The sequence below is a fragment of the Nocardia sp. NPDC003269 genome, assembly GCF_042888005.1.
Lineage (GTDB): Bacteria > Actinomycetota > Actinomycetes > Mycobacteriales > Mycobacteriaceae > Nocardia.
This window is the reverse complement of sequence record NZ_JBIAPA010000001.1, coordinates 793,940-819,945: the sequence shown is the minus strand read 5'-3', so window position 1 is coordinate 819,945 and position 26,006 is coordinate 793,940. Positions and strand designations below refer to the sequence as shown.

At 70.7% G+C, this 26,006-nt stretch carries 25 protein-coding genes, 1 tRNA gene and 1 riboswitch; of the genes, 13 read left to right on the top strand and 13 right to left on the bottom strand.

The genetic code is table 11. The annotated features are described in order from the left end of the window. The first annotated feature begins 3 nt into the window (after positions 1–3). Both ACFYWJ_RS03750 and ACFYWJ_RS03745 read left to right on the top strand, forming a co-directional pair. Positions 4–1,203 (top strand): DNA polymerase III subunit delta', encoded by a 1,200-nt coding sequence (locus ACFYWJ_RS03750; RefSeq protein ID WP_355280883.1) that lies wholly within the window; start codon positions 4–6, stop codon positions 1,201–1,203. A 57-nt stretch (positions 1,204–1,260) separates the two neighbouring features. Then, positions 1,261–1,336 (top strand) — tRNA-Thr (locus tag ACFYWJ_RS03745). A gap of 48 nt (positions 1,337–1,384) precedes the next feature. On the opposite strand, the gene ACFYWJ_RS03740 is transcribed toward ACFYWJ_RS03745, so the two are convergent. Further along, positions 1,385–2,749, bottom strand: a complete 1,365-nt coding sequence (locus tag ACFYWJ_RS03740; protein WP_355280881.1) for a DUF1214 domain-containing protein — start codon at positions 2,747–2,749, stop codon at positions 1,385–1,387. 227 nt (positions 2,750–2,976) lie between these two features. Between ACFYWJ_RS03740 and ACFYWJ_RS03735 the strand changes: the two genes are divergently transcribed. Continuing rightward, positions 2,977–3,558: a helix-turn-helix domain-containing protein gene (locus tag ACFYWJ_RS03735; protein WP_355280880.1), complete on the top strand. Its 582-nt coding sequence runs from the start codon at positions 2,977–2,979 to the stop codon at positions 3,556–3,558. A 9-nt stretch (positions 3,559–3,567) separates the two neighbouring features. Continuing rightward, a complete protein-coding gene (locus tag ACFYWJ_RS03730; protein WP_355280878.1) occupies positions 3,568–4,932 on the top strand; it encodes a prolyl oligopeptidase family serine peptidase in 1,365 nt (454 codons plus the stop codon). A gap of 48 nt (positions 4,933–4,980) precedes the next feature. Here the strand turns inward: ACFYWJ_RS03730 and ACFYWJ_RS03725 are convergent, their stop codons facing one another. The 5 genes from ACFYWJ_RS03725 to ACFYWJ_RS03705 form a co-directional block, all read right to left on the bottom strand. After that, positions 4,981–5,343 carry a DUF1036 domain-containing protein gene (locus tag ACFYWJ_RS03725; protein WP_355280876.1) on the bottom strand — a complete coding sequence of 121 codons (363 nt, stop codon included), beginning with the start codon at positions 5,341–5,343 and terminating at the stop codon, positions 4,981–4,983. A 4-nt stretch (positions 5,344–5,347) separates the two neighbouring features. After that, on the bottom strand, positions 5,348–5,533 hold the full coding sequence (locus ACFYWJ_RS03720) for a hypothetical protein (protein WP_355280875.1): 186 nt from the start codon (positions 5,531–5,533) through the stop codon (positions 5,348–5,350). Between the two features lie 43 nt (positions 5,534–5,576). Next, a complete protein-coding gene (locus ACFYWJ_RS03715; protein WP_355280873.1) occupies positions 5,577–5,837 on the bottom strand; it encodes a hypothetical protein in 261 nt (86 codons plus the stop codon). A 28-nt stretch (positions 5,838–5,865) separates the two neighbouring features. Continuing rightward, complete coding sequence (locus ACFYWJ_RS03710) at positions 5,866–6,771, bottom strand: peptidase M12 (RefSeq protein WP_355280872.1); 906 nt, start codon at positions 6,769–6,771, stop codon at positions 5,866–5,868. A gap of 185 nt (positions 6,772–6,956) precedes the next feature. After that, complete coding sequence (locus ACFYWJ_RS03705; RefSeq protein WP_355280871.1) at positions 6,957–8,009, bottom strand: alpha/beta fold hydrolase; 1,053 nt, start codon at positions 8,007–8,009, stop codon at positions 6,957–6,959. A 208-nt stretch (positions 8,010–8,217) separates the two neighbouring features. On the opposite strand from ACFYWJ_RS03705, the gene ACFYWJ_RS03700 reads away from it, so the two are divergent. Beyond that, complete coding sequence (locus ACFYWJ_RS03700; RefSeq protein ID WP_355280870.1) at positions 8,218–8,679, top strand: DUF2752 domain-containing protein; 462 nt, start codon at positions 8,218–8,220, stop codon at positions 8,677–8,679. A gap of 38 nt (positions 8,680–8,717) precedes the next feature. Then, positions 8,718–8,903 carry a hypothetical protein gene (locus tag ACFYWJ_RS03695; protein WP_355280869.1) on the top strand — a complete coding sequence of 62 codons (186 nt, stop codon included), beginning with the start codon at positions 8,718–8,720 and terminating at the stop codon, positions 8,901–8,903. Here ACFYWJ_RS03695 and ACFYWJ_RS03690 read toward each other — a convergent pair. The 3 genes from ACFYWJ_RS03690 to ACFYWJ_RS03680 form a co-directional block, all read right to left on the bottom strand. Beyond that, entirely contained in the window at positions 8,888–10,243 is a 1,356-nt protein-coding gene (locus ACFYWJ_RS03690) for a M1 family metallopeptidase (RefSeq protein WP_355280868.1), read from the bottom strand. The two genes, ACFYWJ_RS03695 and ACFYWJ_RS03690, sit on opposite strands and share 16 nt — an antisense overlap. After that, positions 10,243–14,169 (bottom strand): Pls/PosA family non-ribosomal peptide synthetase, encoded by a 3,927-nt coding sequence (locus ACFYWJ_RS03685; protein ID WP_355281013.1) that lies wholly within the window; start codon positions 14,167–14,169, stop codon positions 10,243–10,245. Before ACFYWJ_RS03685 ends, ACFYWJ_RS03690 begins: the two co-directional genes overlap by 1 nt. Positions 14,170–14,325: 156 nt before the next feature. After that, positions 14,326–14,760, bottom strand: a complete 435-nt coding sequence (locus tag ACFYWJ_RS03680; RefSeq protein WP_355280866.1) for a MarR family transcriptional regulator — start codon at positions 14,758–14,760, stop codon at positions 14,326–14,328. Between the two features lie 227 nt (positions 14,761–14,987). Further along, a riboswitch (SAM riboswitch) is annotated at positions 14,988–15,102 on the top strand. 47 nt (positions 15,103–15,149) lie between these two features. Here ACFYWJ_RS03680 and ACFYWJ_RS03675 point away from each other — a divergent pair. Next, positions 15,150–16,466 (top strand): aminotransferase class V-fold PLP-dependent enzyme, encoded by a 1,317-nt coding sequence (locus ACFYWJ_RS03675; protein WP_355280864.1) that lies wholly within the window; start codon positions 15,150–15,152, stop codon positions 16,464–16,466. 58 nt (positions 16,467–16,524) lie between these two features. Here the strand turns inward: ACFYWJ_RS03675 and ACFYWJ_RS03670 are convergent, their stop codons facing one another. After that, complete coding sequence (locus ACFYWJ_RS03670) at positions 16,525–16,992, bottom strand: flavin reductase family protein (protein ID WP_378825706.1); 468 nt, start codon at positions 16,990–16,992, stop codon at positions 16,525–16,527. A 163-nt stretch (positions 16,993–17,155) separates the two neighbouring features. Further along, positions 17,156–17,632, bottom strand: coding sequence for a YbaK/EbsC family protein (locus ACFYWJ_RS03665; RefSeq protein ID WP_355280861.1), 477 nt, complete (start codon positions 17,630–17,632; stop codon positions 17,156–17,158). Positions 17,633–17,739: 107 nt separating this feature from the next. Between ACFYWJ_RS03665 and ACFYWJ_RS03660 the strand changes: the two genes are divergently transcribed. The 5 genes from ACFYWJ_RS03660 (at position 17,740) to ACFYWJ_RS03640 (ending at position 22,820) form a co-directional block, all read left to right on the top strand. Continuing rightward, positions 17,740–18,561: a crotonase/enoyl-CoA hydratase family protein gene (locus ACFYWJ_RS03660; RefSeq protein ID WP_355280860.1), complete on the top strand. Its 822-nt coding sequence runs from the start codon at positions 17,740–17,742 to the stop codon at positions 18,559–18,561. Positions 18,562–18,651: 90 nt separating this feature from the next. Beyond that, positions 18,652–19,149, top strand: a complete 498-nt coding sequence (locus ACFYWJ_RS03655; protein ID WP_355280858.1) for a MarR family transcriptional regulator — start codon at positions 18,652–18,654, stop codon at positions 19,147–19,149. Next, positions 19,146–20,915: a DHA2 family efflux MFS transporter permease subunit gene (locus tag ACFYWJ_RS03650; protein ID WP_355280857.1), complete on the top strand. Its 1,770-nt coding sequence runs from the start codon at positions 19,146–19,148 to the stop codon at positions 20,913–20,915. The genes ACFYWJ_RS03655 and ACFYWJ_RS03650 overlap by 4 nt, the downstream gene beginning before the upstream one ends. A 7-nt stretch (positions 20,916–20,922) precedes the next feature. Beyond that, a complete protein-coding gene (locus ACFYWJ_RS03645; RefSeq protein ID WP_355280855.1) occupies positions 20,923–22,173 on the top strand; it encodes a sensor domain-containing protein in 1,251 nt (416 codons plus the stop codon). Next, positions 22,161–22,820, top strand: a complete 660-nt coding sequence (locus ACFYWJ_RS03640; RefSeq protein WP_355280854.1) for a response regulator transcription factor — start codon at positions 22,161–22,163, stop codon at positions 22,818–22,820. Before ACFYWJ_RS03645 ends, ACFYWJ_RS03640 begins: the two co-directional genes overlap by 13 nt. Positions 22,821–22,824: 4 nt before the next feature. Here ACFYWJ_RS03640 and ACFYWJ_RS03635 read toward each other — a convergent pair whose 3' ends face one another. Beyond that, the gene (locus ACFYWJ_RS03635; RefSeq protein WP_355280853.1) at positions 22,825–24,330 is read right to left on the bottom strand and encodes an alpha/beta hydrolase; all 1,506 of its coding nucleotides are present in this window, start codon (positions 24,328–24,330) and stop codon (positions 22,825–22,827) included. Next, on the bottom strand, positions 24,327–25,499 hold the full coding sequence (locus ACFYWJ_RS03630) for a serine hydrolase domain-containing protein (protein WP_355280851.1): 1,173 nt from the start codon (positions 25,497–25,499) through the stop codon (positions 24,327–24,329). Before ACFYWJ_RS03630 ends, ACFYWJ_RS03635 begins: the two co-directional genes overlap by 4 nt. 243 nt (positions 25,500–25,742) lie before the next feature. On the opposite strand from ACFYWJ_RS03630, the gene ACFYWJ_RS03625 reads away from it, so the two are divergent. After that, the gene (locus tag ACFYWJ_RS03625; protein ID WP_218720726.1) at positions 25,743–25,970 is read left to right on the top strand and encodes a hypothetical protein; all 228 of its coding nucleotides are present in this window, start codon (positions 25,743–25,745) and stop codon (positions 25,968–25,970) included. Positions 25,971–26,006 lie beyond the last annotated feature (36 nt).

Sequence of the window (26,006 nt, the reverse complement as noted above, 5' to 3'; positions counted from 1 at the left end):
CGCGTGGCAGGAGTCTTCGATCGACTGGTCGGCCAGGACGTGGTCGAGGCCGAGCTGACGGCTGCCGCGACGGCGGCCCGCGCGGGCGTCGTGACCGGGGCGATGACGCATTCGTGGCTGTTCACGGGTCCGCCCGGGTCCGGTCGGTCGGTCGCGGCGCTGTGCTTCGCCGCCGCGCTGCAATGCACCGACCCCGACGCCGTCGGATGCGGTCGGTGCCACGCGTGCACGACGACGATGGCGGGCACGCACGGTGACGTGCGGCGCGTCGTCCCCGAGGGGCTGAGCATCAGCACCAAGGAGATGCGCGAGATCGTGCAGGTCGCGTCCCGGCGGCCGAGCACCGGACGCTGGCAGGTCGTGGTGGTCGAGGACGCGGATCGCCTCACCGAGGCGGCGGGCAATGTGCTGCTGAAGGTCGTCGAGGAGCCGCCGGACCGGACCGTGTTCCTGCTCTGCGCGCCGTCGGTCGATCCCGAGGACATCTCCGTCACCCTGCGCTCGCGGTGCAGGCACGTGCACCTGGTGACGCCGTCGGTCCCCGCCATCGCCCAGGTCCTGCGCGAGCGGGATCAGCTCGACGGCAAGACCGCCGACTGGGCGGCCGCGGTGAGCGGTGGGCACGTCGGCCGGGCGCGTCGGCTCGCCACCGACGAGGACGCGCGCAAGCGACGTCAGCGGGCACTGGCCCTGGTCGGCGCGACCGAGCGGCCGGGCGCGGCCTACGCCGCCGCCGACGAGCTGGTAAAATCGGCCGACGACGAAGCCAAACAGATGAGCGCCGAACGCGACGACCGCGAACGCGACGAACTCGCCACCGCCCTCGGCGCGGGCGGCACCGGCAAGGGCGCGGCCTCGGCGACCCGCGGCTCGGCGGGCGTGCTCAAGGAACTCGAGCGCCGTCAGAAGTCCCGCGCCACCCGCACCGGCCGCGACGCCCTCGACCGCGCCCTCATCGACGTCGCCGGGATGTACCGCGATGCCCTCGCCATGCGCTTCGCCGGCCGCGGTGTCCCCATCACCCTCACCCACCCCGACATGGCCGACGAGATCACCGACCTCGCCACCAACGTCCGCCCCGAGGGCCTGCTCCGCAGCATCGACGCCGTCCTGGCCTGCCGGGAAGCCCTCGACCTCAACGTGAAACCCCGTTTCGCCGTCGCCGCCATGGTCGCCACCCTGATCGCCGCCCGCTCCACCTGACCACCCGTTTTCGCGTTCCGGCCGTTCCCGCGATAGACTCGCGTCGCCTAACGGCACGCCGCCTTAGCTCAGTCGGTAGAGCGCTTCACTCGTAATGAAAAGGTCGGGGGTTCGATTCCCCCAGGCGGCTCCACAGTCACAGGCCCTTTCCTGGAATTCCGGGAAAGGGCCTGTGGTGTTTCTAGTCGCGGGTGACGGCGGGTGGGTGCCAGGTGCCGTCGAGGATGGTGTCGTCGGGCCAGTAGGCGCGCAGGTAGACGGTGAATTCGTCGTCGGGGGCGGGGAGCCAGTTGGCGGTGTGGGTCGGGTCGGTGGGGGGTTTGCTGCCGACCGTGAGGGTGAGGGAACCGTCCTCGCCGTAGGACAGGTCCTGGTTCTTGGTGCCGAGGGAGTAGCGGTCGAGGTCGTTGGGGTGGAAGAAGTGGTGCTTGTTGTAGACGGTCAGTGACCAGAAGCCGCGGACCGGGGGGACCTGGCCCGCGGCGAAGTGCACGGTGTAGGTGTTCGCGCCGTGCAGACGGTCACCGTCGGCGTCGAGATCCTGGTAGTAGTAGGCGGTTTCGTTGGGGGTGTTGACGAAGATGTTGGACTTGCCGATCGCGGTGCGCGAGAGGTAGTCGGTGCCGAAGGCGGCGCCGTTGCGCTGGGTGGTCCAGTGGTCGGCGACCGGCAGGCCGATATTGCGGAACTGGAACAGCTCGCCGACCACCTCGTCGGCGGCGAGCGCGGACTGGGTGAGGGCGTCGGCGACGGCGGGATCGCGGTCGGCGGCGTCAACGATCGAGCGCAGCCACGTGTACAGGGCCTCCTCGCCCGGCAGCGGCGGAACCTCGTCGAGTACCTGCGGGAGGATGGTGAAGAAGGTCGCCGGATCGACCCACTGGGTCTCGGCCTCGCCGCTCGTGCTGCCTCCGCCGCCGAAGGACGGCACGGTCGACCAGTCGGTCACCTTGGTGACGCCGTCGAAATCGGACAGCGGATACATGCTGATCCGATTCACCAGTGGCGCGATGGCCTCGCGGTCCTCGGGGGTGTCGTCGAGGAAGACGCGCGGAATGGCGACGCCGAGCCGGGTGTCGTGGCGGAAGACACCGGTGATGCCCGCGGGCACCGCACCGTCCCAGGTGGTGTGGGCGAGGAGGTAGAAGCCCGGCTCGGTCCCGTACATCTTGCCGAGCTCCACGAAGGAATCGGTGCGCTGATCGACGATCTGATAGACCCAGAACCGATCGCCGAACTCCGGAATCTGGATCACCGACGGTCCGCGTTCGGCGTCGACGAGGCCGAAGCCGTAGACCACATCCTGGTTCGGGCAGGCGACGACGCGTTCCTCCGGCCGGATGTAGTCGTGCAGCATCCCGAGTGTTCCGGGCGGACCGGCGGGCACGATGCCCGCCAGCAGGCCGGGGCCGGGCAGCTTCGCCATCAGCGTCAGCCGGTTGTGGATGTTGACCAGCGGCCAGCCCCACAGATACGCGGTCCGTCCCACTGTGGCGGCATAGGCCGGGGTGACCTGCTGACTCCCGAAGTTCCGCGGAGCTGACATCCGAACCCCACCTTTCGTGTCGGCTTGCTGGGCGATGCTCCGACGGTAGGTGCGCGGCGGTGGGTGCCGAATCATCCGAAACGGATGAGTTACGCCGGTGGCGGGGCTGTTCGGTGGCCGTAGCGGGCGGAGTCGAGCGCTGCCTCGATGGTGCCACGCGATGCGGGGGTGCGATAGGTGCACACTACTCTTTGCACAAGAATTTGTGCAAAGAGTAGTGTGCAACTATGACCGACGAGGTACCGCCGAGGGAGATCACCGATCCCGCCGCGCTGCGCGCGCTCGCCCATCCGCTCCGGCAGCGCATTCTGCGCGCCCTCGCCGAGAAGGGCCCGGCGACCGCGACGGCGCTGGGGGCGCAGCTGGGCCAGAACACCGGCGCGACCAGCTATCACCTGCGTCAGCTGGCCGAGCACGGGTTCATCGAGGAGGCGCCCGAGCTGGCGAAGGGGAAGGAACGGTGGTGGCGGTCGCCGCCGAAGGATCTGCGGTATCGGCTGGACAGGGACCAGTCGCCGGAAATGCGCGAGCTGCTGGAAGGGCTGGTCGCGCAGCACATTTCCGAGGACGTCGAGCTCTTCCAGCGGTTCCGGGCCGAGCGCGCCGAGCTGGGGGAGTGGGCCGACACGATGCCGTTCTCGCGCGGCGCGATCTACGCGACCCGCGAGGAACTCGACGCCTTCTGCGAGGAGTACCTCGCGCTGCTCAAACGCTTCCAAGCCACCCATGCCGAAGACCGGCCGGGCGCGCGCCGGGTACTGACCCGGTTCATCGCGTTCCCGGCCCCGGGGATGAACGACAGCCAGTAGGGATCCACCGTGCTCATTCGTATCGCACTGTTCGCCACCATGATCGCGGCGCTGGTGGCGGCCGCGCCGACGGCCACCGCGGACGACCGCGTCACCACCGACATCACCGTCACCCGCTCCGACGGCACCACCACGACCGGCACCATCCACGCACCGGCGGGTGCCACCGGCAGGCCGGGCGTCGTGCTCGTGCACGGCTCCGGGACCAGCCCCAGTCCCCAATACGCCCAGGTCGCCGATGCTTTCGCGCGTGCGGGCATCGTCGCGTTGCAGTACGCGAAGCGGGCCGAGGACTACACCCCCGCCCACCGGGACTACTCCCTGCTCGCCGACGACGCGCTGTCCGGCATCGCCGCGCTGCGGAGCCGGCCCGAGGTGGACCCGTCGCGGGTCGGCCTCTGGGGGCTCTCGGAAGGCGGCTGGGTGGCGCCGCTGGCCGCCTCGCGCTCGGCCGATGTCGCCTTCCTGATCACCATCGGCGCCAACTCCGGCGCGCCCGCCGCCCAGCAGACCTGGGCCAACGAGACCAGATTCGCGGCGGCGGGCGTGCGCGGATCGATGATCGATGTGCTGGGGCGCAACGGAATCCGCCAGCTCGCCGGCGCGGGTCAGTTCGCCCAGGCCGACTACGATCCGGTGCCGGTGCTGGAACGGATTCCGCAGCCGGTGCTCGCGATCTGGGGCGACCAGGACCGGCTGACCCCGCCCGGTGACAGTCTGCGCGACTTCCGCGCGGCCTTCGATCGGGTCGGCAAGACGAACTACACGCTGCGCACGCTGCCGAATGCCCAGCACGCGGGCTTCACGACGACCGACGGATTCGACAAGGGCACCGAACTCGCGCCCGGCTACGCCGAGCTCATGGGCGACTGGGTGAACGGGCTGCCCGGCTCGGCGAATGCGCAGGTGGATCAGCCTGCGGTGCAGGGACATTCGGTGACACCGCTGACACCGCTGGCCTGGTGGGAGGCCACCCCGGTCCAGCTGATCCTGCTGCTCGGGACCGTTCTCGCGCTCGGCGGCTACGCGGTGAGCGGGTTCAAGCGGGATTGGCGCCTGTCCCATGCCCGGCCCGCGCGAATCCTGTCGGCGGCGGCCGGGATCGGCATCGTCGGCACGATCGCCCTGTTCCTGTTCGTCGCCTCCACCAAGTCGACTTCGTTCGGCCCGTTGCTGTTCGGCCGCACGCTGCCCTGGGTGGCGCTGCAACTGAGCGCGCTGTGCGCGGTGGTCGCGCTCGGCGTCGTCGTCGCGCGGCGCGGGCGGCTGCTCGACGGTGTCGGCACGGGCGGGCGGGTCCGCTGGGCGCTGCTGGTCTGCGGCGGTACCGGATTCACGCTGTGGGCGCTGTACTGGGGACTGCTGCTGCCCTGAGCAACGCGAAAGGTCCCGACCTGCTGGTCGGGACCTTCCGGATCGGGGTCAGGGGTTCAGGTTCACGGTGTGCGTGTTGTGCAGATTCGAGCCGACGAACACACGTCGCATGTTCACGATGTCCCACGTGGATGTTCCGATCAGGAGACAGGAGTCGAACCGGTCGAAGGGATTGACGTAGACCCGAGGGCCGTTCGCGTCACCCCACCACGCACCGTTGCCCGCCCTGGCGTAGTAGTACGCCGCATCGTATTTCGTCCAGATCGCGGTCTTCGACTCTCCCGGATTCAGATTCCACCAGCCATGTGTCGCCCAGCCGCCGTACTGGCCGGGGCAGGAATCCGGGTCGACCTGCATGACCGCGACGGACACCACCAGGTGATAGTTGTTGTGGAAGGCCAACCAAGGCATCGGACTACCCTTCCTGCTCGAGCGGCGGGGCCGGCAGACTCGCGGCCTCGTGGAACGGCGCGGCCACACTCGCGCCCGCCGGTGGCTCCGGGCTGGCGGCCCGATGATCTTCCGAGGTGTGCGCGGCCGTCTCGCGGACGGCCGGCGCCTGCGCGGGGGCGACCTGCCCCGTTTGTGGTTCGGCGGTCATGGATTTCACCTTTCTTCTGCTTCGGCCACGGCGAGGCCGCTGGTCAGCCCCGCCGCACGGTCACCGATAACTCCTGTGGGGTGGCCCCGTGGAAGGGGTCGCCGGTCATCAGCCGCACGGTCGCGTCGCCGGGCGTCAGCGCGGCGAGTACCACCACGTCCGGCGGACCTTCGGGTGCGAGCACCCGTCCGTCCGGGAGCGGGGCGGCGTCCCGGTAGACGCCGAGCACCTCGACCGTCGCGCCCGAGGTCACCCGGGCGCCCGCGGCGGGCAGCAGCACGATGTCGCCGGGCTCGAGCGCCAACCGCGCTCCGATCGGATCCGCGCGCAGATCAACCAGCCGTGGCATGTGCTTGCGCGAGTGCGGATTCCACGCTGACGTCCTCGTCCTCGTCCCAGTCCGCCGTCTCGCTGAAGAAGGGCCACAGCGTCGGGTAGATGGAACGCGCGAAGCCGCGGTCGGCGGCGTTGATGTCCAGGCCGCCGCGAATCGGCTGACCGTCGGTGGTGATCTTGCCGGGCAGCTGGTAGCACATGATCGAGTCCTGATCGGCGTTCGGCGTCGCCATGATCGAGCGTTCGTCCAGCGGGGTCAGGACATTCGACCGCGTCTGCTGCTCGCTCCACCCGTAGGTGTCACGGAAGTGGGCGATCGTCTTGGCGACGTCGAGCCGCTCGATCAGCGCGCGGCGCAGATGCTCGTGCGGGAAGCCGAGGGTGTGCCCCGTCTCGTGGCGCACGACCCGCTTGTACTCGGCTTCCGAGGTGGCCATCGTGAAGCCCTGCAGGTTCATCGTCGGGCGGCTCTGCGGGATCAGCAGGACATCGGTGCCGAGATAGGACCAATAGCCTTGGCCGGCACGGGAAATGCGCACCTGGCCGGTGCCGTTGGTCAGGACGAAGGTGACGCCGATGCCCCAGGCGTTCATGTGGCCGAGGATGCGCTGCTTCAGGTCGGCGGGGGTCGCTTCCAGGAAGCTGACGGTCAGGGTGCGGCGCTGCATGCCCCAGTACTTCGAGGTCAGCACCGCCAGTTCGGCCACCTGCGGCAGGCCGCCCTCCGTCGCCGCGCTCTGGGTGAGCGGCGCGTTCACCGGATTGAGCAGCGTGGCGACCTCGGCGGCGCGCGCCAGCAGGCGGGTCGGCAGCGCGGGAATCACGCAGCCTGGGTCCTCGACGGGCGCGAATTCCTCGTGGTGGCCGTCGCCGTGGAGTTCGTGGTCGGGTGGGGTACGCATCGGATCCTCCTCATCGAATCAACCGTGGGGTTGTGACTGTGGCACGGCGAATCGATGCGGGTCCCGCGTAGTCGACTACTCGATCAGGGGCGCGAAAAAGGCCCCCGACCTGGTGGTCGAGGGCCTTTCGTTCGTGTTCCTCCCGAGTCGGGCCTCGTTGACCGACTCGGGAGAACCGACTCGGGTCAGCGGGCGGCGACGTTGCGGCGGGTGGCCCGAGAGTTGGTGGCGGAACGCAGGATCTGGTGCAGGATGGCGTCGAAGGCGGCGGTGTCCTCGACATTGCTGAGGTGCCCGTGCGGGAGCACGTGGAAGTCGGCCAGGTGGCCCGTGCGGCGCAGGATGTCGACGATCGAGCGGGACATGCGCTGCGGGAGCAGCCGGTCCTGGGCGCCGGCCAGCACCGTGGTCGGGACGTTCAGGTTGGCGGTGCCCGCCGACAGATCCATGTCGGCCATCGCGGCGGCGTGGCGGCCGCGCGCGAGCGGACGGCAGGAGCGGATGATGCCGACCGCGAAGTCGACTTCGTCGGCGGTGGCGTCTGGAGTGAGGATGCGGTAGCGGAACAGCTGCTCGGTGAACCAGCCACCCGGGATCGGCAGCGGCGCGAACAACAGCGACTCGCTGACCGGCTGCGGCATGCGCACGGGCGCGCCCATGATCGTGACCGGGTACTCGGCGACGGTGAGCTGCTTGTTCAGCACCGGCAGCAGGTCGGTTTCCCAGCGGATGTCGCCATTGGCGGTGTTGGCCAGCAGGACGGCGGCGGCGCGCTCGGACACCTGCTCGGGGTGGTGCTTGGCCCACGCCTGGATGGTGAGGCCACCCATGCTGTGCCCGGCCAGGACGGCCCGCTCGCCCGGACGCAGCGTCGCGTCCAGGACGGCGGCGAGGTCGTCGGCCAGGGTGTGCTCGCTGGGGGCGGCGGTGCCGAGGGTGGACTCGCCGTGGCCGCGCTGGTCGTAGCTGACCACGCGGTACTCACCGGCGAAGGCGGTGATCTGCGGGTTCCAGTATTCGATGCTGCACGCCCAGCCGTGGATGAGAACCAGGGTGGGGGCGGTGTCGGGGCCGTAGACGTGGACCCGGAGGTCGGCGCCGTCCGCGGTGGTCACCGGGACGACCCGGTGCGCGACGGAGGGGGTGTTGAGTTTCGCTGTCGCGAAGCTCCGGGTACGCAGTCCGGCACGGAACTGTGCGGTGAGTACGCCTACCGTCATCATCGACTTTGCAAGCATGTCGGCACTCCTTTGTGTCGTAGGCCACCGTACAGTGCGAGCTGGGGTGCTAGCTAGTGTTAGCGGGTCACAGTGTCCCATTTGTTGTGAACTGGGTCACCAGCCGCGCCGACACTGTGAAATCGCCCGAAATCGCCGGAAAATTACAGCGTGCCGTCGCGATCCGGGCATGCTGGCGGCCCCGACCGGGCGCGGCTACCGTAGGAGCGTGGACAGCACGCCCGTCATGGCCGATTTCTCCGGCGCCCCGCACCGGGAACCGGCACGCCCGGCCTGGCAGCGCTTCGCCCCGCCGCTGATCGCCGCCGGACTCGGGGTCGGCACGCTCGCGTTGCTGCACTTCCGCGATCCGCACGTCGAGGGTTCCTACGGGCTGTGCCCCGTGTACGCGTTGCTCGGGGTGTACTGCCCCGGCTGCGGCGGGATGCGGGCGATGCACAACCTGACCGACGGCCGGATCATCGATTCGCTGCACAGCAATGTGCTGGTGCTGCCGCTGGTCGTCGCGTTCGCGGTGTTCGTCGTCGACTGGCTGCTGCGCGCCCGGCGCGGACAACGCTGGCGGGTGCCCGGGCTGAGCCCGGTGCTGGTGTGGTCGTTCTTCGGATTGCTGGCCGTCTATACCGTTGTGCGCAACACGCCGTGGGGAACGTGGCTCACGCCCGTTTGATACTGGTGCCCGCGCGGATCGGCGGGCAGTCTGGAGGCATGCGCGATTCACTGAAGGATCGAGTCCGGCGGAAGTTGCAGCGTCAGCTCGCCGAGGACGGCCCCGACCCCGAACGCGACGACTCCCGTAGCATCTCGGTGGCCGACGATCTCGAGGCGCTCGAGATGGTGCCGTCCGACGATCCCCTCGTCGAGGAACTCGCCCAGCGCTACCTGGTCTTCTGATGCGCCTGGCCGCCCAGCGGCGGTAGCTGCGGCAGCGGCTTGGTGCCGAGCCAGACCGCGAACAGCGGACGCAGCGGCGCCACACTGTAATGACCTGCCAGGTCCACGAATTCCTCGGTGGTGACCGAGGCGTGGCGATAGCGCGCGGTCCACTCCCGGATGAGTTCGAAGAACAGGTGGTCGCGCAGTTCCAGCCGCAGCGCGTGCAGGGTGAGCGCGCCGCGCTTGTAGACCCGGTCGTCGAACATGTCCTTGGGGCCGGGATCGCCGACGATGATGTCCTGCGGCTGCCGGGCCAGGTTCGCCCGCGCCGCCCTGGCCAGCTGATCCGCGGTCGGTCCGCCGGCGGCCTCCGACCAGATCCACTCGGCGTAGCAGGCGAAGCCCTCGTGCAGCCAGATGTCGCGCCACTGCTTCAGGGTCAGGCTGTTGCCGAACCACTGGTGCGCCAGTTCGTGCGCGACCAGCCGCTCCGAACCACGCTTGCCGTCGCAGTGATTGGCGCCGAACACCGAGATGCCCTGTGCCTCGATCGGGATGTCGAGCTCGTCGTCGGTGACGACCACGGTGTAGTTCTCGAACGGGTACGGCCCGAACTTCTCGGTGAACAGCGCCATCATCTCGGGCTGCCGGGCGAAGTCGTGGTCGAAGGTCGCGCGCAGCCGCTGCGGGATGACGGCCTGCATCGGCACCGGCTCGCCGGGCGCGCCGATCCGGTGCTTGCGGTAGTTGCCGATCTGGATGGTCGCCAGGTAGCTGGCCATCGGCTCGGGCGCCTCGTACACCCAGGTGGTCTGGCTGGCCTTGGCCTGCTTGCGGACCAGGGTGCCGTTGGCCAGGGCGTAGAACGGGCTGTCGGTGGTGATCGAGATCCGGTACGACGCTTTGGAACTCGGATGGTCGTCGCACGGGAACCAGGAGGCGGCGCCGTTGGGCTGGCTGGCCACCAGCGCGCCCTCGGTGAGCTCCTCCCAGCCGACCTCGCCCCACGGCCCGCGCACCGGCCGCGGCGTGCCCGCGTAGTGGACGGTGATCTCCAGGACGCCGCCCGCGGGGATCTTCTGCTGCGGGGTGACCGCCAGCTTGCCCTGCTGATGGCTGAACTTCGCGGCCTTGGCCCCGTTGACCAGCACCTTCGACACCGTCAGCGCCTGCGACAGATCGAGGGTGAACCACCCACGCACGGTGGTGGTGACCGCGATGATCACCGCGCGCCCGGCCAGCCGGTTGCTGGCGGGCCGGTAGCCCAGCTCCAGCTCGTACCTGGACACGCGGTACCCACGATTGCCGTTCTGTGGCAGGTAGGCGTCGATCGGTTCCTCGTAGAACTTGCTCCGCATCAGGCGGCTCCGCGCTGCCTCGACTCCGGCGTCGAGGCGGTCCCGGACCACGGCGAGATGGGGTTGCCCCACCAGCGGGTCGACGGCGGGACCACGTCGCCGCGCATCACCAGCGAGGCCGGACCGATGGTGGCGCCCGCGCCGATGTAGGCGGCGGGCAGGGCGACGCAGTGCGGGCCGAGGGTGGCGCCCGCGTCCAGTGTCACCGTGTCCATGGACATGATGCGGTCGTGGAACAGATGGGTCTGCACCACGCAGCCGCGTTCCACGGTCGCGCCGTCACCGAGTGTCACGAGGTCTGCCTCCGGAAGCCAATAGGACTCGCACCATACCCCGCGGCCGATCTTGGCACCGAGTCCGCGAAGCCACAGATTCATCACGGGAGTACCCGTGGCGGCGCGGGCGAACCAGGGCGCGGCGACGGTCTCGACGAAGGCGTCGGAGACCTCGTTGCGCCACACGAACGAACTCCACAGCGGATGCTCGACGGCCCGAATCCGCCCGACCAGCAACCACTTCGCGGCCACCGCGATGGCACCGGCCAGCGCGCCCGCCGCCATCAGGACCAGGCCGGACAGCAGGGCGGCGACCAGGTAGTCGGAGTGCTGGGCGATCAGGGCGAGCACGAACAGCACGCCGAGGCCGATGGCGAAGGTCACCATCACCGGGATCAACCGGCAGGTCTCGACGAACGCCCGCGCCACCTTCAGGCGCAGCGGCGGATCGAATGTGCGTGAGGTGTCGCTGGATTCGGCCGCCCGGCGCAGCCGCACCGGCGGGCTGCCCAGCCAGGACGAGCCCGCCTTGGCCTTGCTCGGCGCGGCCGAGAGCACCGCGACCAGCCCGTTCTTGGGCACCCGGCGACCGACCGCGGTCATGCCGGAGTTGCCGAGGAATGCGCGCTTGCCGACCTTGGCCTCGCCGATCCGCAGCCAGCCGCCGCCGAGTTCGTAGCTGGCGATCATGGTGTCGTCGGCCAGGAAGGCGCCGTCGGCGACCACGGTGAACTTGGGCAGCAGCAGCACGGTCGAGGCTTCGACGTTCTTGCCGATCCGCGCGCCGAGCAGGCGCAGCCACAGCGGGGTCAGCAGGCTGGCGTAGAGCGGGAACAGGAAGGTGCGGGCCGAGTCGAGCAGGCGTTCGGTGGCCCAGACCTGCCAGCCGGTCCGGCTGCGCACCGGGTGGTAGCCCTCGCGCAGGCCGATGCCGAGCAGGCGCACGGCGATCACGGTGGCCGCGGCGTACACGGCCAGGCTGAGCAGGGTCGCCACCGGCAGGATGGCGAAGCCGCGCAGCGCGGCGGCGCCGATGGTGGTCTCCTCGCGGACCCACCAGGCGATGAACGTGCCGCCGACGGCCAGCCCGAGGACCGGCATCGCGGCCAGCGCCATCGACGACAGGCCGAAGACCACCAGCCAGTGCCGGGCCCGCTCGGGGGCGTGGTCGGGCCAGCGGCGCGGGGCCTTGCCCGCCTTCGTCGCGGGCGAGCCCGCCCATTCCTGTTCGGCCTTGACCTTGCCGGACACCGCGGAACCGGGCGCGATCTCGGCCTTCTTGCCGATCTTGGTGCCGGGCAGCAGGATCGAGCGCGCGCCGATCACCGCGCCGTCGCCGATGGTGATGCCGCCGATGTGCACGAGGTCGCCGTCGACCCAGTAGCCGGACAGGTCCACCTCGGGTTCGACGCTGGCGCCGTCACCGAGTTCGAGCATGCCGGTGACCGGCGGCAGCGTGTGCAGGTCGACGCCCTTGCCGATCTTCGCGCCGAGTGCCCGCGCGAACGGCACCATCAGCGGTGCGCCGGACAGGCTTTCGGCACCACTGGCCTCCGACAGGCGCACGGCCGCCCACAGCCGCAGGTGCACCAAGGAGCCGCGCGGATAGGTGCCGGGGCGCAGCCCGGCCAGCAGCACGCGCGCGCCGGCGACGCACAGCGTCATCCGGCCCAGCGGCGAGATGAACAGCACGAACGCCAGCGCGATCCACCACCAGGACAGCCGCGGCAGCCACGGCAGCGAGCCGGACCAGCCCGCGATCGCCGACACCACCGCCAGCCAGGTGACCCACTGCAATCCGGTGAGGGTGGTCAGCGGGATGGTGGCCAGCACCTGGGTGAGCTGCGCGCGCAACGGCGTCGGCGCGACGACCCGCTCGTCGACCGCCGCGACCGGCGCGCTGCCGTCGAGCAGTTCCACCAGCGAGCCGAGCCGGGGATGGTCGTACAGATCGGCGACGGTGACGTGCGGATACCGCTCGCGCAGCGCGCCGACCAGCTGGGCCGCCGACAGCGAGCCGCCGCCCAGATCGAAGAAGTCGGCGTCGAGGTCGGTGGCCTCGGCGCCGAGGATGGCGTCCCAGAGCCCGGCCACCCAGGCCGCCGTGCCGCCGAGACCGGATTCGGCCTGGTCCTCGGCGCTCGGCAGCGGCCAGGGCAGCGCGTTGCGGTCGACCTTGCCCGAGGTGCGGGTCGGCAGGTCGGGGACGACCGCGAGCCGCGGCACCAGCGGGGCCGGAAGCTGTTCGGCCAGAATCTCCCTGGCCTTCTTGACGTCGAAGTCGGGGCCCGCGCCGGTGAGGTAGCCGACGAGGATCTTGTTGCCCGCCTTGGTGGTCCGGATGGCGGCGGCCGCGCCGCTGACGCCGGGCAGATGTTGCAGCGCGTTGTCGATCTCGCCGAGCTCGATGCGCCGGCCGCCGATCTTGATCTGGTCGTCGGCCCGGCCGAGGAAGATCAGGCCCTGGTGGTCGTTGCGGACCAGATCGCCACTGCGGTAGGCGCGTTCCCAGCCCAGCGAGGGCAGCGGGGCGTACTTCTCGGCGTCCTTGGCCGGGTCCAGGTAGCGGGCCAGGCCGACGCCACCGATGACGAGCTCGCCGGTCTCGCCCTCGGCCACCGGGTTGCCCTGCGGGTCGACGACGGTCAGGTCCCAGCCGTCCAGCGGCAGGCCGATGCGGATCGGCATGCCGCCGTCGAGCAGCGCGGCGCAGGCGACGACGGTGGCCTCGGTGGGCCCGTAGGTGTTCCACACCTCCCGCTCGGCGCCACCGGCGAGACGTTCGGCCAGTTCCGGTGGGACGGCCTCGCCGCCGAAGATCAGCAGGCGCACCGAGTCGAGCGCCTCGGCCGGCCAGGTGGCGGCCAGCGTCGGCACCGTGGAGACGATGCTGATCTCGCGGCGCATCAGCCACGGGCCGAGGTCGGCGCCGGTGCGGACCAGGTCACGCGGGGCGGGGACCAGGCAGGCACCGTTGCGCCAGGCCAGCCACATCTCCTCACAGGAGGCGTCGAAGGCCACCGACAGTCCGGCCAGCACCCGGTCGCCGGGGCCGATCGGGGCACGCTGCAGGAACAGCCCGGCCTCGGCGTCGACGAAGGCGGCGGCATTGCGGTGGGTGACCGCGACACCCTTCGGCGTGCCGGTGGAACCGGAGGTGAAGATGATCCAGGCGTCGTCGGCGGGGGTCGGCAGGGTGTTCCAGTCCGAGGCGGGCGTGCGGCCGGCGGCCGCGGTGGCCGACTCGATGCCGTCGCCGGTGGCCAGCGCGCTCACCCGGGCCTCGCCGAAGACCAGCCGGGCCCGTTCCTCCGGGTCGTCGGCGTCGACGGGGACGTAGGCGGCGCCGCAGTAGAGGACGGCCAGGATCGTGACGTACAGCGCGGCGCTGCCCGAGGGCATCCGCACGCCGACCCGATCGCCGGGGCGGACGCCCGCCGCGGTCAGCTCGGTCATCCTGGCCTCGATCGCGGCGATCAGCTCCATGTAGCTGAGGACGACGGTGCCGTCGTCGATGGCCGGTGCGTCGGGGTGGGCCAGGGCGGTGCTGGTCAGGATGTCTACCAGGGTGCGCGGCGGCGCGGCCAGGTCGGCGCGCAGGAGTGGATCACGCAACCGGCTCGCCGGGTCCTCAGTGCGTGGCTCGAGCATGGCGCTCAGTCCACCTCTCATCGGTCGACCCCCATCGGTGGTGTTTGTTGTTTCACGGGCGGGTTACCGGAGGGCAAACAGGATGGTCACCAGATGCCAACGGTACTCGGAGAAGGTGTGGCCGGACGGCAGCGCGAGGCGTGCCGTCGGCGCCGATCACGACGGTGCGTCCGGTGACTCGCCGAGCGCGGTCAGTGTCAGCCGGTGCAGCGTGCGCTGTTCCTCGGGGTCGAGCCGCTCGAGCACGCGCGCGGTGGCCTCGGCGATCAGCCGGTCGGTGCGCTTGCACTGCTTGCGCCCGGCCTCGGTGATCCGCAGCCGGTATTTGCGGCGATCCGTGCCGTCGCGGGTGCGTTCGACCAGGCCGGCGCGTTCCAGCGCGTCGACCAGCCGGACGACTTCGCTGCGGTCGATGCCGAGGGCGTCGCCGACCTTCTTCTGCGTCAGGTCGGCGTTCTCCTCGATGAAGGTGAGCACCCAGTGATCGCGCAGCGGGACATCGATCTCGGCGTGCAGTGCCTTGGTGAGCCGTCCGAGCGCGTACACCGGGTAGCGCGGCAGGCCGCGGACGGAGTTCGAGTTCGTGGACATGACGGCCACCCTAACAGATAGTGGGGGAACTCAATCATTTGGGTGATCCACAATGGGGTACGGAGATGGTTGCGTGGTGAACACGTATGGGCAATCCGTGGGCAATCGGCGGGTGTCGGTGTGGGCGTTGGGGTTCCGTGCCGCGACGTCGGCGATCCGCGTCGGGCTCGGGCGCGCCGATCGGGGGTGGTTGACAGGGCGCGGGATCGTCTGCCACTCTCGGAACAGGTCACGAGTACCAGCGACAAGCCCCGGCTAGCTGGTCGGCAACCCTCCTCCGCGGTGGGGTGCTCCGGGTGACGACCAGGCCGCCGTCCGCAGTGGGCGCGGCAAGCGCGGACTCGCAACACCCTTTCGGGAACGAGTCCCTGAGCCGACGGGATTTCGTCATGACCGCAGTTATCGACCCCACCTGTGCCCTGGCCACCGTGTCCGGTGCGGACCTGCGGGTTCCGCTCGTGCAGGGCGGGACCGAGGCGTACGCCAACTTCGACTACGCGGCGAGCGCGCCGGCGTTGCAGCAGGTCACCGACCGGATTTCGCAGCTGCTGCCGTACTACGCCAGCGTGCACCGCGGTGCCGGGTACGCCTCGCGGATCTCCACCGAGTGCTACGAGGCCTCGCGCGGCGCGGTCGCCCGGTTCCTCGATGCCGCCGACGACCAGGTCGTCGTGTTCACCCGCAACACCACCGATTCGCTGAACCTGCTGGCCGGCTGCGTGCCGGGGGAGACCGTGGTGCTCGATATCGAGCACCACGCGAACTTCCTGCCGTGGACCGCGCACGGGCGCCGGGTGGTGCGGGCCGCCGACACCGTCGAGGAGACCATTCGCCGGGTCGTCGCCGAATTGTGCAGCAAGCCCGCCGCTCTGCTCGCGGTGACCGGGGCCTCCAACGTCACCGGTGAGGTGCTGCCGCTGGAGCGGCTCGCGACCATCGCCCACCAGTGCGGCGCCCGGATTCTCGTCGACGCCGCGCAGCTGGCGCCGCATCGCCGGATCTCCCTGCGCGAGACCGGGATCGACTATCTCGCCTTCTCCGGGCACAAGCTGTACGCGCCGTTCGGCGCCGGGGTGCTGGTCGGCAGGCGGGACTGGCTCGATGCCGGTGAGCCACACCTGGCCGGTGGTGGCGCGGTGCGCAATGTCGGTGTGGCGCAGGTCGACTGGGCGGCGGCGCCGCAGCGGCACGAGGCCGGGTCGCCGAATGTGCTGGGGGCGGCCGCCATCGCCGCCGCCTGTGACGCGCTCGCCGCGATCGACGCGGACGACCTCGTCGCGCACGAGCGGTTCCTGGCCGACCGGCTGCGGGACGGACTGTCCGCGATCCCCGGTGTCGACCTGGTGCGGATCTGGTCCGACAGCCCCGACGCCGTCGGCATCGTCTGTTTCACCGTCGCCGGTCGCGCCCCCGGCGAGGTCGCCGCCTACCTCTCCGCCGAACACGCCATCGGCGTCCGCGACGGCCGCTTCTGCGCCCACCCCCTCCTCGCCGCCCTCGGCCTCGACGCCGCCCTGCGCGCCAGCATCGGCCTCGGCACCACCGCCGCCGACGTGGACCGCCTGATCGCCGCCATCACCACCCTCGTCACCGCAGGCCCCACCTGGACCTACGCCACCACCGACGGCCTCTGGAACCCAACCCCCGAAACCCGCCCCCTCACCACCGACACCCTCACCGGCGCCGCCCCCTGCCTGATCGGCTGAGTTCACGTCGCATGCCCGGTCCCCCTGGATAGCGGGGCCGGGCTCGTCTTTTCGCCGGTCAGGTGTCGAGGGCGGTGGGGCGGTGGTATTTGCCGTTGTAGTAGAGGAGGGGGGCGGCGGTGGGGGATTCGTGGGTTTGGTCGTGGACTCGGGTGACCAGGCCTACGGCGAGGGTGTGGTCGCCGATGTCGATGAGCTGGTGGAGGGTGGTGCGGAGCCAGAGGGGGGTGCCGTGCAGGACGGGTTCGCCGGTGTCGAGGGTGGTCCACAGGGAGCGGTCGGTGAAGCGGTCGGCGGCGGTGCGGGAGAAGCGGTGGGCCAGGTGGTGCTGGTGTTCGCCGAGGAAGTGGATGACGACCGAGTCGGCGGCGCGCAGGGCCTCGATGCTCGACGAGGTGTGGGCGATGTTGAACGACACCAGGGGCGGTTCGAGGGACAGCGAGGCGAAGGAGGTGGCGGTGAAGCCGACCGGGCCGTGCTCGGCGCCGATCGTCACCACGGTGACACCGGCCGGATAGTGCCGCATCGACTCCCGGTACTGCTCGGCCGTGATTCCACTCAGATCGTCGGGAACCACCAGCTCGGACGGAGTACGTCGCACTTCACTCACCCGCCCCAAACTACGCCCGTGCCGCGACCGCGCCCAGGGTCCGGTCGGCCCGATGGGCGCACATCACACCGGCTCCGGCTCAGTCGACCTCGATCGGCAGCCCGGCGGTGATCCGGACGAGTTCGCGGAAGTTGGTGCGGAACACCGTGTTCGGATGCCCGCCCGCGGCCCACACCTCGGTGTGCTCGGCCAGCGCGGTGTCGACCCAGGTGGGCAGGTTGGTGGGGTGGCCGACGGGGGCGGTGCCATCGATCGGCTGACCGGTGATGCGCTCGACCAGGGCGGTGGGTGCGGGCGTGAGGGTGCCCTCCAGGCGTTTGCCGGTGCGCGTCAGGTCGACCTGGTGGTGGTCGGCGACCAGCAGCAGGACGGGATCGTCGTCGAGCAGGAAGACCTGGGAGGTGGTGATCGCGGTGGGATGGGCGCCCATCGCGCGGGCGGCATCGGCGGCGGTGGCAGCGGGCGTTTCCGGCGAAACGATGACGCCGTGATGCCCGCGGGCGATGAGCGTATCGGCGACGCGGCATGCGACCGCCGGAAGAGACGACCTGCGCATGAAATCCAGAGTAGGACGATTGCGGGAAATATGCCGGGGGAGTGGATTTTTGGGGTCGACCCCAGGGCCTGCGCGCATCCCTGGCGCCGCGCCAATAGACTCGGCACATGACTGATTGGCAGGCCTTCACCGTCGAGATCGCCGACCACGTTGCCCAGGTCACACTGACCGGGCCGGGTAAGGGCAACGCGATGGGACCCGACTTCTGGCGCGAGCTGCCGGAGATCTTCCGCGAGCTCGACGCCGACCCGCAGGTGCGGGCCGTGGTGCTCACCGGCGCGGGCAAGCACTTCTCCTTCGGGCTCGACCTGGCGGCGATGGGCGGCATGCTCGCGCCCGTGCTGGCCGACGACGCGAAGGCGGCGCCGCGCACCGAGTTCCTCAAGGTGGTCCGCGGGATGCAGGACTCGGTGACCGCGGTCGCCGAGTGCACCAAGCCGGTGATCGCGGCCGTGTCCGGCTGGTGCATCGGTGGTGGCCTGGACCTGATCGCGGCCGCCGACATCCGGCTGGCCAGTGAGGACGCCAAGTTCAGCCTGCGCGAGGCCAAGGTCGCGATCGTCGCCGACATCGGCTCGCTGCAGCGCCTGCCCGGCATCATCGGCGAGGGCAACCTGCGCGAGCTGGCCTACACGGCCAAGGACATCGACGCCGCGCGCGCCGAGCGGATCGGCCTGGTCAACGAGGTGTTCGCCGATCAGGAGGCCGTGGTCGCGGCCGCGCACGCGATGGCGCGCGAGATCGCCGAGAACCCGCCGCTGGTGGTGCAGGGCATCAAGGACGTGCTCGAGCACCGGACCGCGCCCGCGGTGGCCGACGGCCTGCGCTACGTGTCGACCTGGAACGCGGCGTTCCTGCCGTCGAAGGACCTCACCGAGGCCATCACGGCGGTCTTCCAGAAGCGCGCGCCGGAGTTCAAGGGCGAGTAAAGGTAGGTCAAACGGTTGCCCCGGTGACCGTTCTGTCTACATACTTGCATCACACAACTAATTGATTGATGCAAGTAAAGGTGAAGAGCATTGGTTGAGAACGAGCCCTCGATCGACGCGATCGCGGTCCAGCTCGTCCGGCTGCACCGGCTGCGGGACCGCACGCTGGCCCAGATCAAGGACCGCTCCGGCATCGACCCGGCGGGCTTCGTGGTGCTGTTCCGGCTGGTCTGCGACGGGCCGATGCGCTCGGGCGCGCTCGCCGAGGCGGTGCACTCGGACGCGTCGACGGTGAGCAGGCAGGTCGCCCAGCTGGTCGAACGCGGGCTGGTGCGCCGGGTCGCCGATCCCGACGACGGCCGCGCCACCGTGCTGGAGGTGACCGACCAGGGCCGGGAGGTCGCCGAACGCATCCGGACCCGCCGCCGCGAGTCCGTCGCCATCGTCACCGAGGACTGGTCGGGTGCGGACCGCGCGACCTTCGCCGCGCTGCTGACGCGCTTCGTCGACGACTACGACGCGGCCCGCCCGACCCTGCTGACCCGCTCGACCGCACTGAGCACTACCGCGATGGAGAACGATTCGTGACGACGACCGCGGCCCCGGTGGAATCACCCGCCGGCTTCACCCACCGCCAGATCCTGACCATCCTGTCCGGCCTCATGCTCGGCATGCTGCTGGCCTCGCTCGATCAGACGATCGTGTCGACCTCGATCCGCACCATCGCCGACGACCTGCACGGCTACTCGCTGCAGGCCTGGGCGACGACGGCCTACCTGATCACCGCGACGATCAGCACCCCGCTCTACGGCAAGCTCTCGGACATGTTCGGCCGCAAGCCGTTCTTCCTCACCGCGATCGGGCTGTTCGTCATCGGCTCCCTGCTGTGCACGTTCGCCACGTCGATGTACCAGCTGGCGGCCTTCCGCGCGTTCCAGGGTCTGGGCGCCGGTGGGCTGATGTCGCTGGCGCTGGCCATCATGGGCGACATCATCAGCCCCCGGGAACGGGCCCGCTACCAGGGCTATTTCCTCGCCGTGTTCGGCATCTCGAGCGTGCTCGGGCCGGTGCTCGGCGGTCTGCTGGCCGGGCAGGACACCATCCTCGGCATCACCGGCTGGCGCTGGGTGTTCCTGGTGAACGTGCCGCTGGGCCTGCTCGCGCTGGTCGTGGTGACCCGGGTGCTGCAGCTGCCGCGTAAGCCGCACGCCACCCACCGCATCGACTTCGCCGGCGCGCTGGTGCTCGCGATCGGTCTGGTGCCGCTGCTGATCGTGGCGGAGCAGGGGCGTGAATGGGGTTGGGGCAGTACCGCGTCGGTGATCTGCTATCTGATCGGCGCGGTGGGCGTCATCGGGTTCGTCGCGGTGCAGAAGTACATGGGTGACGCGGCGCTGATCCCGCTGCGCATCTTCTCGAACACCACTTTCGCGCTCGGCGTGGTGATCTCGTTCGTCGTCGGCGCCGCCATGTTCGGTGGGATGCTGCTGCTGCCGCAGTACCTGCAGGTCGTGCGGGGCGCCGGGCCGACCGAGGCGGGTCTGCAGATGCTGCCGATGGTGCTCGGCCTGATGCTCGGCTCGATCCTGTCGGGCAGGCTGATCTCGAAGACCGGCCGGTACCGGGCCTTCCCGGTGATCGGCGCGATCACGCTGACCATCGGCCTGTTCCTGCTGCACCTGCTCGACGCCGACAGCCCGCTGTGGCTGGCGATGATCTTCATGGCGCTGACCGGCTTCGGTCTCGGCAATCTGCTCCAGCCGATGACGCTGGCGCTGCAGAACGCGTTGCCGCCCGAGGACATGGGCGTGTCCACCGCGTCGGCCACGTTCTTCCGGCAGATCGGCGGCACCCTCGGCGCCGCGGTCTTCCTGTCGATCCTGTTCTCGCTGCTCACCCCGAACATCACCGAGCAGATGCAGCAGGCGGCCACCGATCCCACCTACCAGCAGGCCGTGGTCACGGGTGCGCAGAGCGCCAACCCGGCCGACGCCGCGCTGGCCGAGGGGCTGCTGGCGCACGACACCTCGGCGGCGGGCCAGGTGCTCGAGGACAGCTCGATCATCCAGCAGCTGAACCCGGTGCTGGCCAAGCCGTTCCAGGTGGGCTTCGCCGACTCGATGTCGACGGTGTTCCTGGTGGCGACCGCGGTCGCGGCGCTCGCGCTGCTGCTGGTGCTGTTCTGGAAGGAGGCCCCGCTGCGGATGCAGGGCGGCATCCAGGCGGCCGGTGACACCAAGGCCGCCGATGCGGCAGGCGCGCTCGCCGACACCGCGGCCCAGACGACCGAGTCCGGTGCCGATCGCAGCGACGACGCGGGCGGCCGCGTCCGCGCCGGGGCGCCCCCGGCATGATCGAGGGATGAATCGAACCGGCGGCGGCGGAGCGGGACGGCGGATACGCCGCCTGCCCGCCGCTGTCGGCTATCTGCTGGTCGGCGGGCTGACCGGGGTCGCGGCGCTGTTCGCGGTGGTCGCGCTGGCGATTGTCGCCGCGGCGAGCCTGATCGGGCTCGGGATCCCGGCGCTGCCGGAGGCGGTGAAATTGATCCGCCCGTTGCTCACGCTGGAACGGCGCAGGGCGGGGAAACGACTCGGCACCCCGATCGTCCCGGCCTATCGGCCACTGACCGGCGAGCTGCGCGATCAGCTCGCGACCCTGGCCGCCGACCCGGCGAACCGCCGCGACCTCGCCTGGTTGCTGCTGCACGCCGTGCTCGGGCTGCCGCTGGCCGCGCTGGCGGTGGCCCTGCCGCTGAGCGCGGTGCAGCACCTGGTGATCCCGGTGCTGTGGTGGTCGGGGATCGACGGGTTGCAGGGCAGCAACGGGCTGGTCGTGGATTCCTGGCCGACGGCGGCCCTGTGCGTGCTGATCGGTCTCGTGTTCGGCGCGCTGGCCCTGCGCTCGCCCGAGGCGGCGACGGTACAGGCGAAGCTGGCCCGCCACCTGCTGGCCCCGGACGAGCACGCGCTGCTGGCCGACCGCGTCGCCGAGCTCACCGCGACCAGGGCCGCCGCCCTCGACGCGCACGGCGCCGAACTGCGCCGCATCGAACGCGACCTGCACGACGGCGCCCAGGCCAGGATCGCCGCGGTGATCATGCAGCTCGGCCTGGCCGAGCAACTGCGCGACCGCGACCCCGACGCCGCCGCCCGGATGGTGCGCACCGCCCAGGACACCGCGTCGGCGGCGCTGGCCGAACTGCGCGACGTGGTCCGCAGCGTCTACCCGCCGGTGCTCTCCGATCGGGGCCTGGCCAGTGCCGTCTCCGCGCTCGCCGCGCGCAGCCCGATCCCGTGCGTGGTGGAGCTGAACGGGATCACGCGCAGGCCGATGGCGGTGGAGGCGGCGGCCTACTTCGTCATCGCCGAGGCCGTCACCAATGCCACCAAGCACTCCGGGGCCGGGAATCTGTCGATCGAACTGAGCGGACCGCCCGCCCTGCTGACCGTGGCGATCCGCGACGACGGCGTCGGCGGCGCGACGGTCACCGAGGGCGGTGGCCTGGCGGGCATCCGCCGCAGGGCCGAGGCCCTCGACGGCCGGATGACGCTCGACAGCCCCGCCGGTGGGCCTACCCTGGTGCGCGTGGAGTTGCCGTGCGGGTCGTGATCGCCGAGGACGACGCCCTCCTGCGGGAAGGCCTGGTCCTGCTGCTGAAGACCGCCGGGATCGAGGTGGTCGCCGCCGTCGAGGACGCCGAGGACTTCCTCGCGGTGGTCACCGCCGACCGCCCGGACGCGGTGGTGGTCGACGTGCGGCTCCCGCCGACCTTCACCGACGACGGCCTGCGCGCCGCCGTGCGGGCCAGGACCGTGCACCCCGGCCTGCCGGTGCTCGTGCTCTCGGCCTATGTCGAGGACAGCTACGCCGCCGAACTGCTCGGCGACGGCGCCGGCGGGGTGGGCTATCTGCTCAAGGAGCGGGTCGGCAAGGTGGACCGATTCCTCGATTCGCTGCACCGGGTCGCCGCGGGCGGCACCGCGATGGACCCGGAGGTGATCGCGCAGCTGCTGGTGCGCCGCCGCGCGGACGACCCGTTGTCGACGCTTACGGCCAGGGAACGCGAAGTGCTCGCGCTGATGGCGGAGGGTCAGGACAACTCCGCCATCGCCGCCGGCCTCGTCGTCACCGAAGGCGCTGTGCTCAAACACATTCGCAGCATCTTCGCCAAGCTCGGCCTGGCCGCCGACGAGTCCGGTCACCGCCGGGTGCTCGCGGTGCTCACCTATCTCAACGCCCGGCCGGGACGGCCCTGAGCGGTCACCGCACCGCGCCGGACCCGGTCTCGTCGCGGCAGGTCAGGTCGGTGGCGGGCAGGGTCCCGTCGAGCAGGTAGGTGTTGACGGCGGCGCTGACACAGTCGTTCGGATAGTTGCCGTAGATCCAGTGGATCGGCACGTCCGGCAGGGTCACCAGCCGCGAGCCGCGCAGCGCCCGGTGCATACCGAGCGCGCCGGGGTAGGTGGTGCGGGTATCGCCGGTGGACTGCACGATCAGGCTCGGCACCGCGTTGTCGACCACCGTCTTCGGCTCGGCGGGCGGCGCCCAGAACGCGCACGGCGTGATGTTGTTCGTGAACGCCCCGAACAGTGGCTGATCGGCGCGGCTCGCTTCGATATTGCGCCAGTACCAGGCGGGATCGCGCGGTGTCGCCGCGTCGCCGCACAGCACGGCGGTGGCGGTGGACAGATCGCGCGGCTCGGCTTTCAGCATGAAGGCCAGGGTGGCGGCCAGCTGCGGGTCCGGCGTGACGGTCGCACCCTCGGCGGCGTCGGCGAGCTGACGCAGCTGCCCGGCCAGCATCGGATACTTGCGCGGATCGTCCAGCCCGGCGAACAGGATGTTCGGCAGACTGTGCTGGTCGACGGTGACATCGCCGATCCGGATCGGCTGCTCCTTCGCCCGGCGCACCATCGCCTGGACGAACTCGCGCACCGCGAATCGGTCGGTGCCGAAACGGTATTCGTCGGCGTGCGCGGCGGCCCAGGCTGCCCACAGATCGAAGGCGGCCTCGTTGGCCGGGCCCATGTCGCGCAGCAGATCGGTCGCGCCGTAGCGGGCGGGGTCGACGGCGCTGTCCAGCACGAAGCGGTCGGCGCGATCGCCGAAGAGCTGGGTGTACACCGCGCCCAGATAGGTGCCGTAGGAGGTGCCGTAGTAGCTGATCCGGTCCTCGCCGAGGACCGCGCGGATGAGATCCATGTCGCGGGCGGTATTGCGGGTGGTGATGTGGCGCAGGCGGGCGCCGTCGGTCGTCGCGCACCGGGCGGCCAGCTCGGCCTGGCGTGCGGTGCTCGCGGCGAAGTCGACCGCGTCGAGTCCGGCCGACTGGGTCCAGAACCCCTCGTGCCAGCGGCAATTCACCGGCGTGGAGCGCCCGATGCCGCGCGGGTCGAGGCCGATCAGGTCGTAGCGGGCGGCGACCTCGGGGGTCATGCCGCCGCGGATGTCGACGACGAAGTCGAGGCCGGGGCCACCGGGACCACCGGGGTTGGACAGCATCACGCCGCGCCGCTGTGCCGGATCGGTGGCGGGCAGCCGGGAGATGGCGACGGTCATGGTCTCGCCGCGCGGCGCCGAATAGTCCACCGGCACGGTGACATCGGCGCACTGCGCGCCCGCCGGGTCGAGGCGGGCATCGTCGCAGGATCGCCAGGACAGCGCCTGGTGGCGGAAGTCGTCGAGCGGGTCGGCCGACGCCGGTGCGGCGGTGAGCAATCCGAGTGTGGCGGTGGCGGCGAGCGCGGCGGTGATCAGGCGCTTCACGACGCGCACACGATCGTGTCGAAGGCCTGATCGACCAGTTTCGCCTGCTCCTCGCTGCGGGGCAGCTCGTTCACCACGAGGGTGACGGCGACGCCCTCGGCGGTGACGCCGGTGTGGGTGCCGAAACCGGGGATGCTGCCGCCGTGCCCGGTCACCTGGTCGCCGCAGGAGGCGGTGCGCTGGATCAGGCCCAAACCGTAACCGGCCGTCGGCATCCGGTCGAAGGGCACGGTGCGGCGCATCTCGGCGAACTGGGCGGCGGGCAGCAGCTTGCCGTCGAGCAGGGCGGTGAAGAAGCGATTGAGGTCGGCGCCGGTCGCGATCATGTCGCCCGCGGTGTCGGCCCACGAGGGATCGAGCTCGGTGAAATCGACTCGGGTGCCGTCGATCTCCTGATAGCCGCGCGAGTGCGGGGCGCGCAGCCCGGAGTCGCCGGCGGCGGGCACGTAGGTGTCGTGCAAGCCGAGCGGTTCGAGGATTCTGGTGGCGATCTCGGCGGCCGTCGGGTGGCCGGTGACCCGCTCGATCAGCATGCCGAGCAGCACGTAGTTGGTATTGGTGTACACCGCGCGGGCGCCCGGCTCGTACTGCGGCGGCATCGACATCGCGATGCGCACCAGCTCGGCGGGGGTGAAGTGCTGTCGCCGCGCCGCCTCCGTGGCGATATCGAGCTGCGGGGAGCCGGGATCGGTGGGCTTGCTCGGATCGCCGCTGGCCAGATACTCGGGCAGACCGCTGGTGTGCTGGAGCAACTGCCGCACGGTGACGCGAGTGCCGTCGTTGCCGTTGCCGTGCACCACGCCGGGCAGGTACCGCTCGACGGGCGCGTCCAGCTCGACCCTGCCCTCGGCGACGAGTTGCAGCAGCACGGTCGCCACGAAACTCTTGGTATTGCTGCCGATCCGGACGAACGCGCCGTCGGGAATCGGTGCGCCGGAGGCGAGATCGCCGACGCCCGCGGTGACGGTCCGCTCGCCCGCGGGCGTGGTGATCACGGCCTGGGCGCCGGGGAAGCCCGCCCGCACCAGCGTTTCGAGAGCCTCGCGCACCTCGGGTCCCGGCGTGGTCTGCGGCGCGGTCTCGCTACCGCACGCGGGTACGGCGAGCAGCGCGACGGCGCAGGCTCCCGCGGCGACGAGGCGACGGGACCTGCTGCGAAATAGGGTCATGAGCTGCGCTTTCCTCCTGCTGGAACGTGCTGTGCGGTGACTGTTCCGAGCGTAGGAAGACGCGCGCGTCGCGCCCATGCCGCGCGCGCCCGAATCGAAGGTGGTGCCAGCACTACCGACCCAGGGGTGGGGAAGGTGAAACGCCCATGGTGGTGCTGGATGTCCCCCTAGGGGTGGCTGTTTCGGCGCTCGCGCGCCCATACCGTTCATCTCGTCGAAAACGAACACAGAGGAGCGAACGACATGCGCATCAAAACCACCATCGCCGCCGGACTGCTGGCTGCCGCGACCGTCGCCGGGGTGTCGACGGTCGCGGCGGGCAACGCCGCCGCGGGCCCGTACGGCACCTACTACGGCACCTACGCCACGCTGGCCGCCTGTCGCGCCGACGGCGAGTCGTCCTACACCGGCGGCTACTACTGGGAGTGCACCGAGAACTGGGACGGCTGGGACCTCTACATCTGGTACTGAGTTACCCGCACGTCCGACCCAGGGGCATCCGGCGAC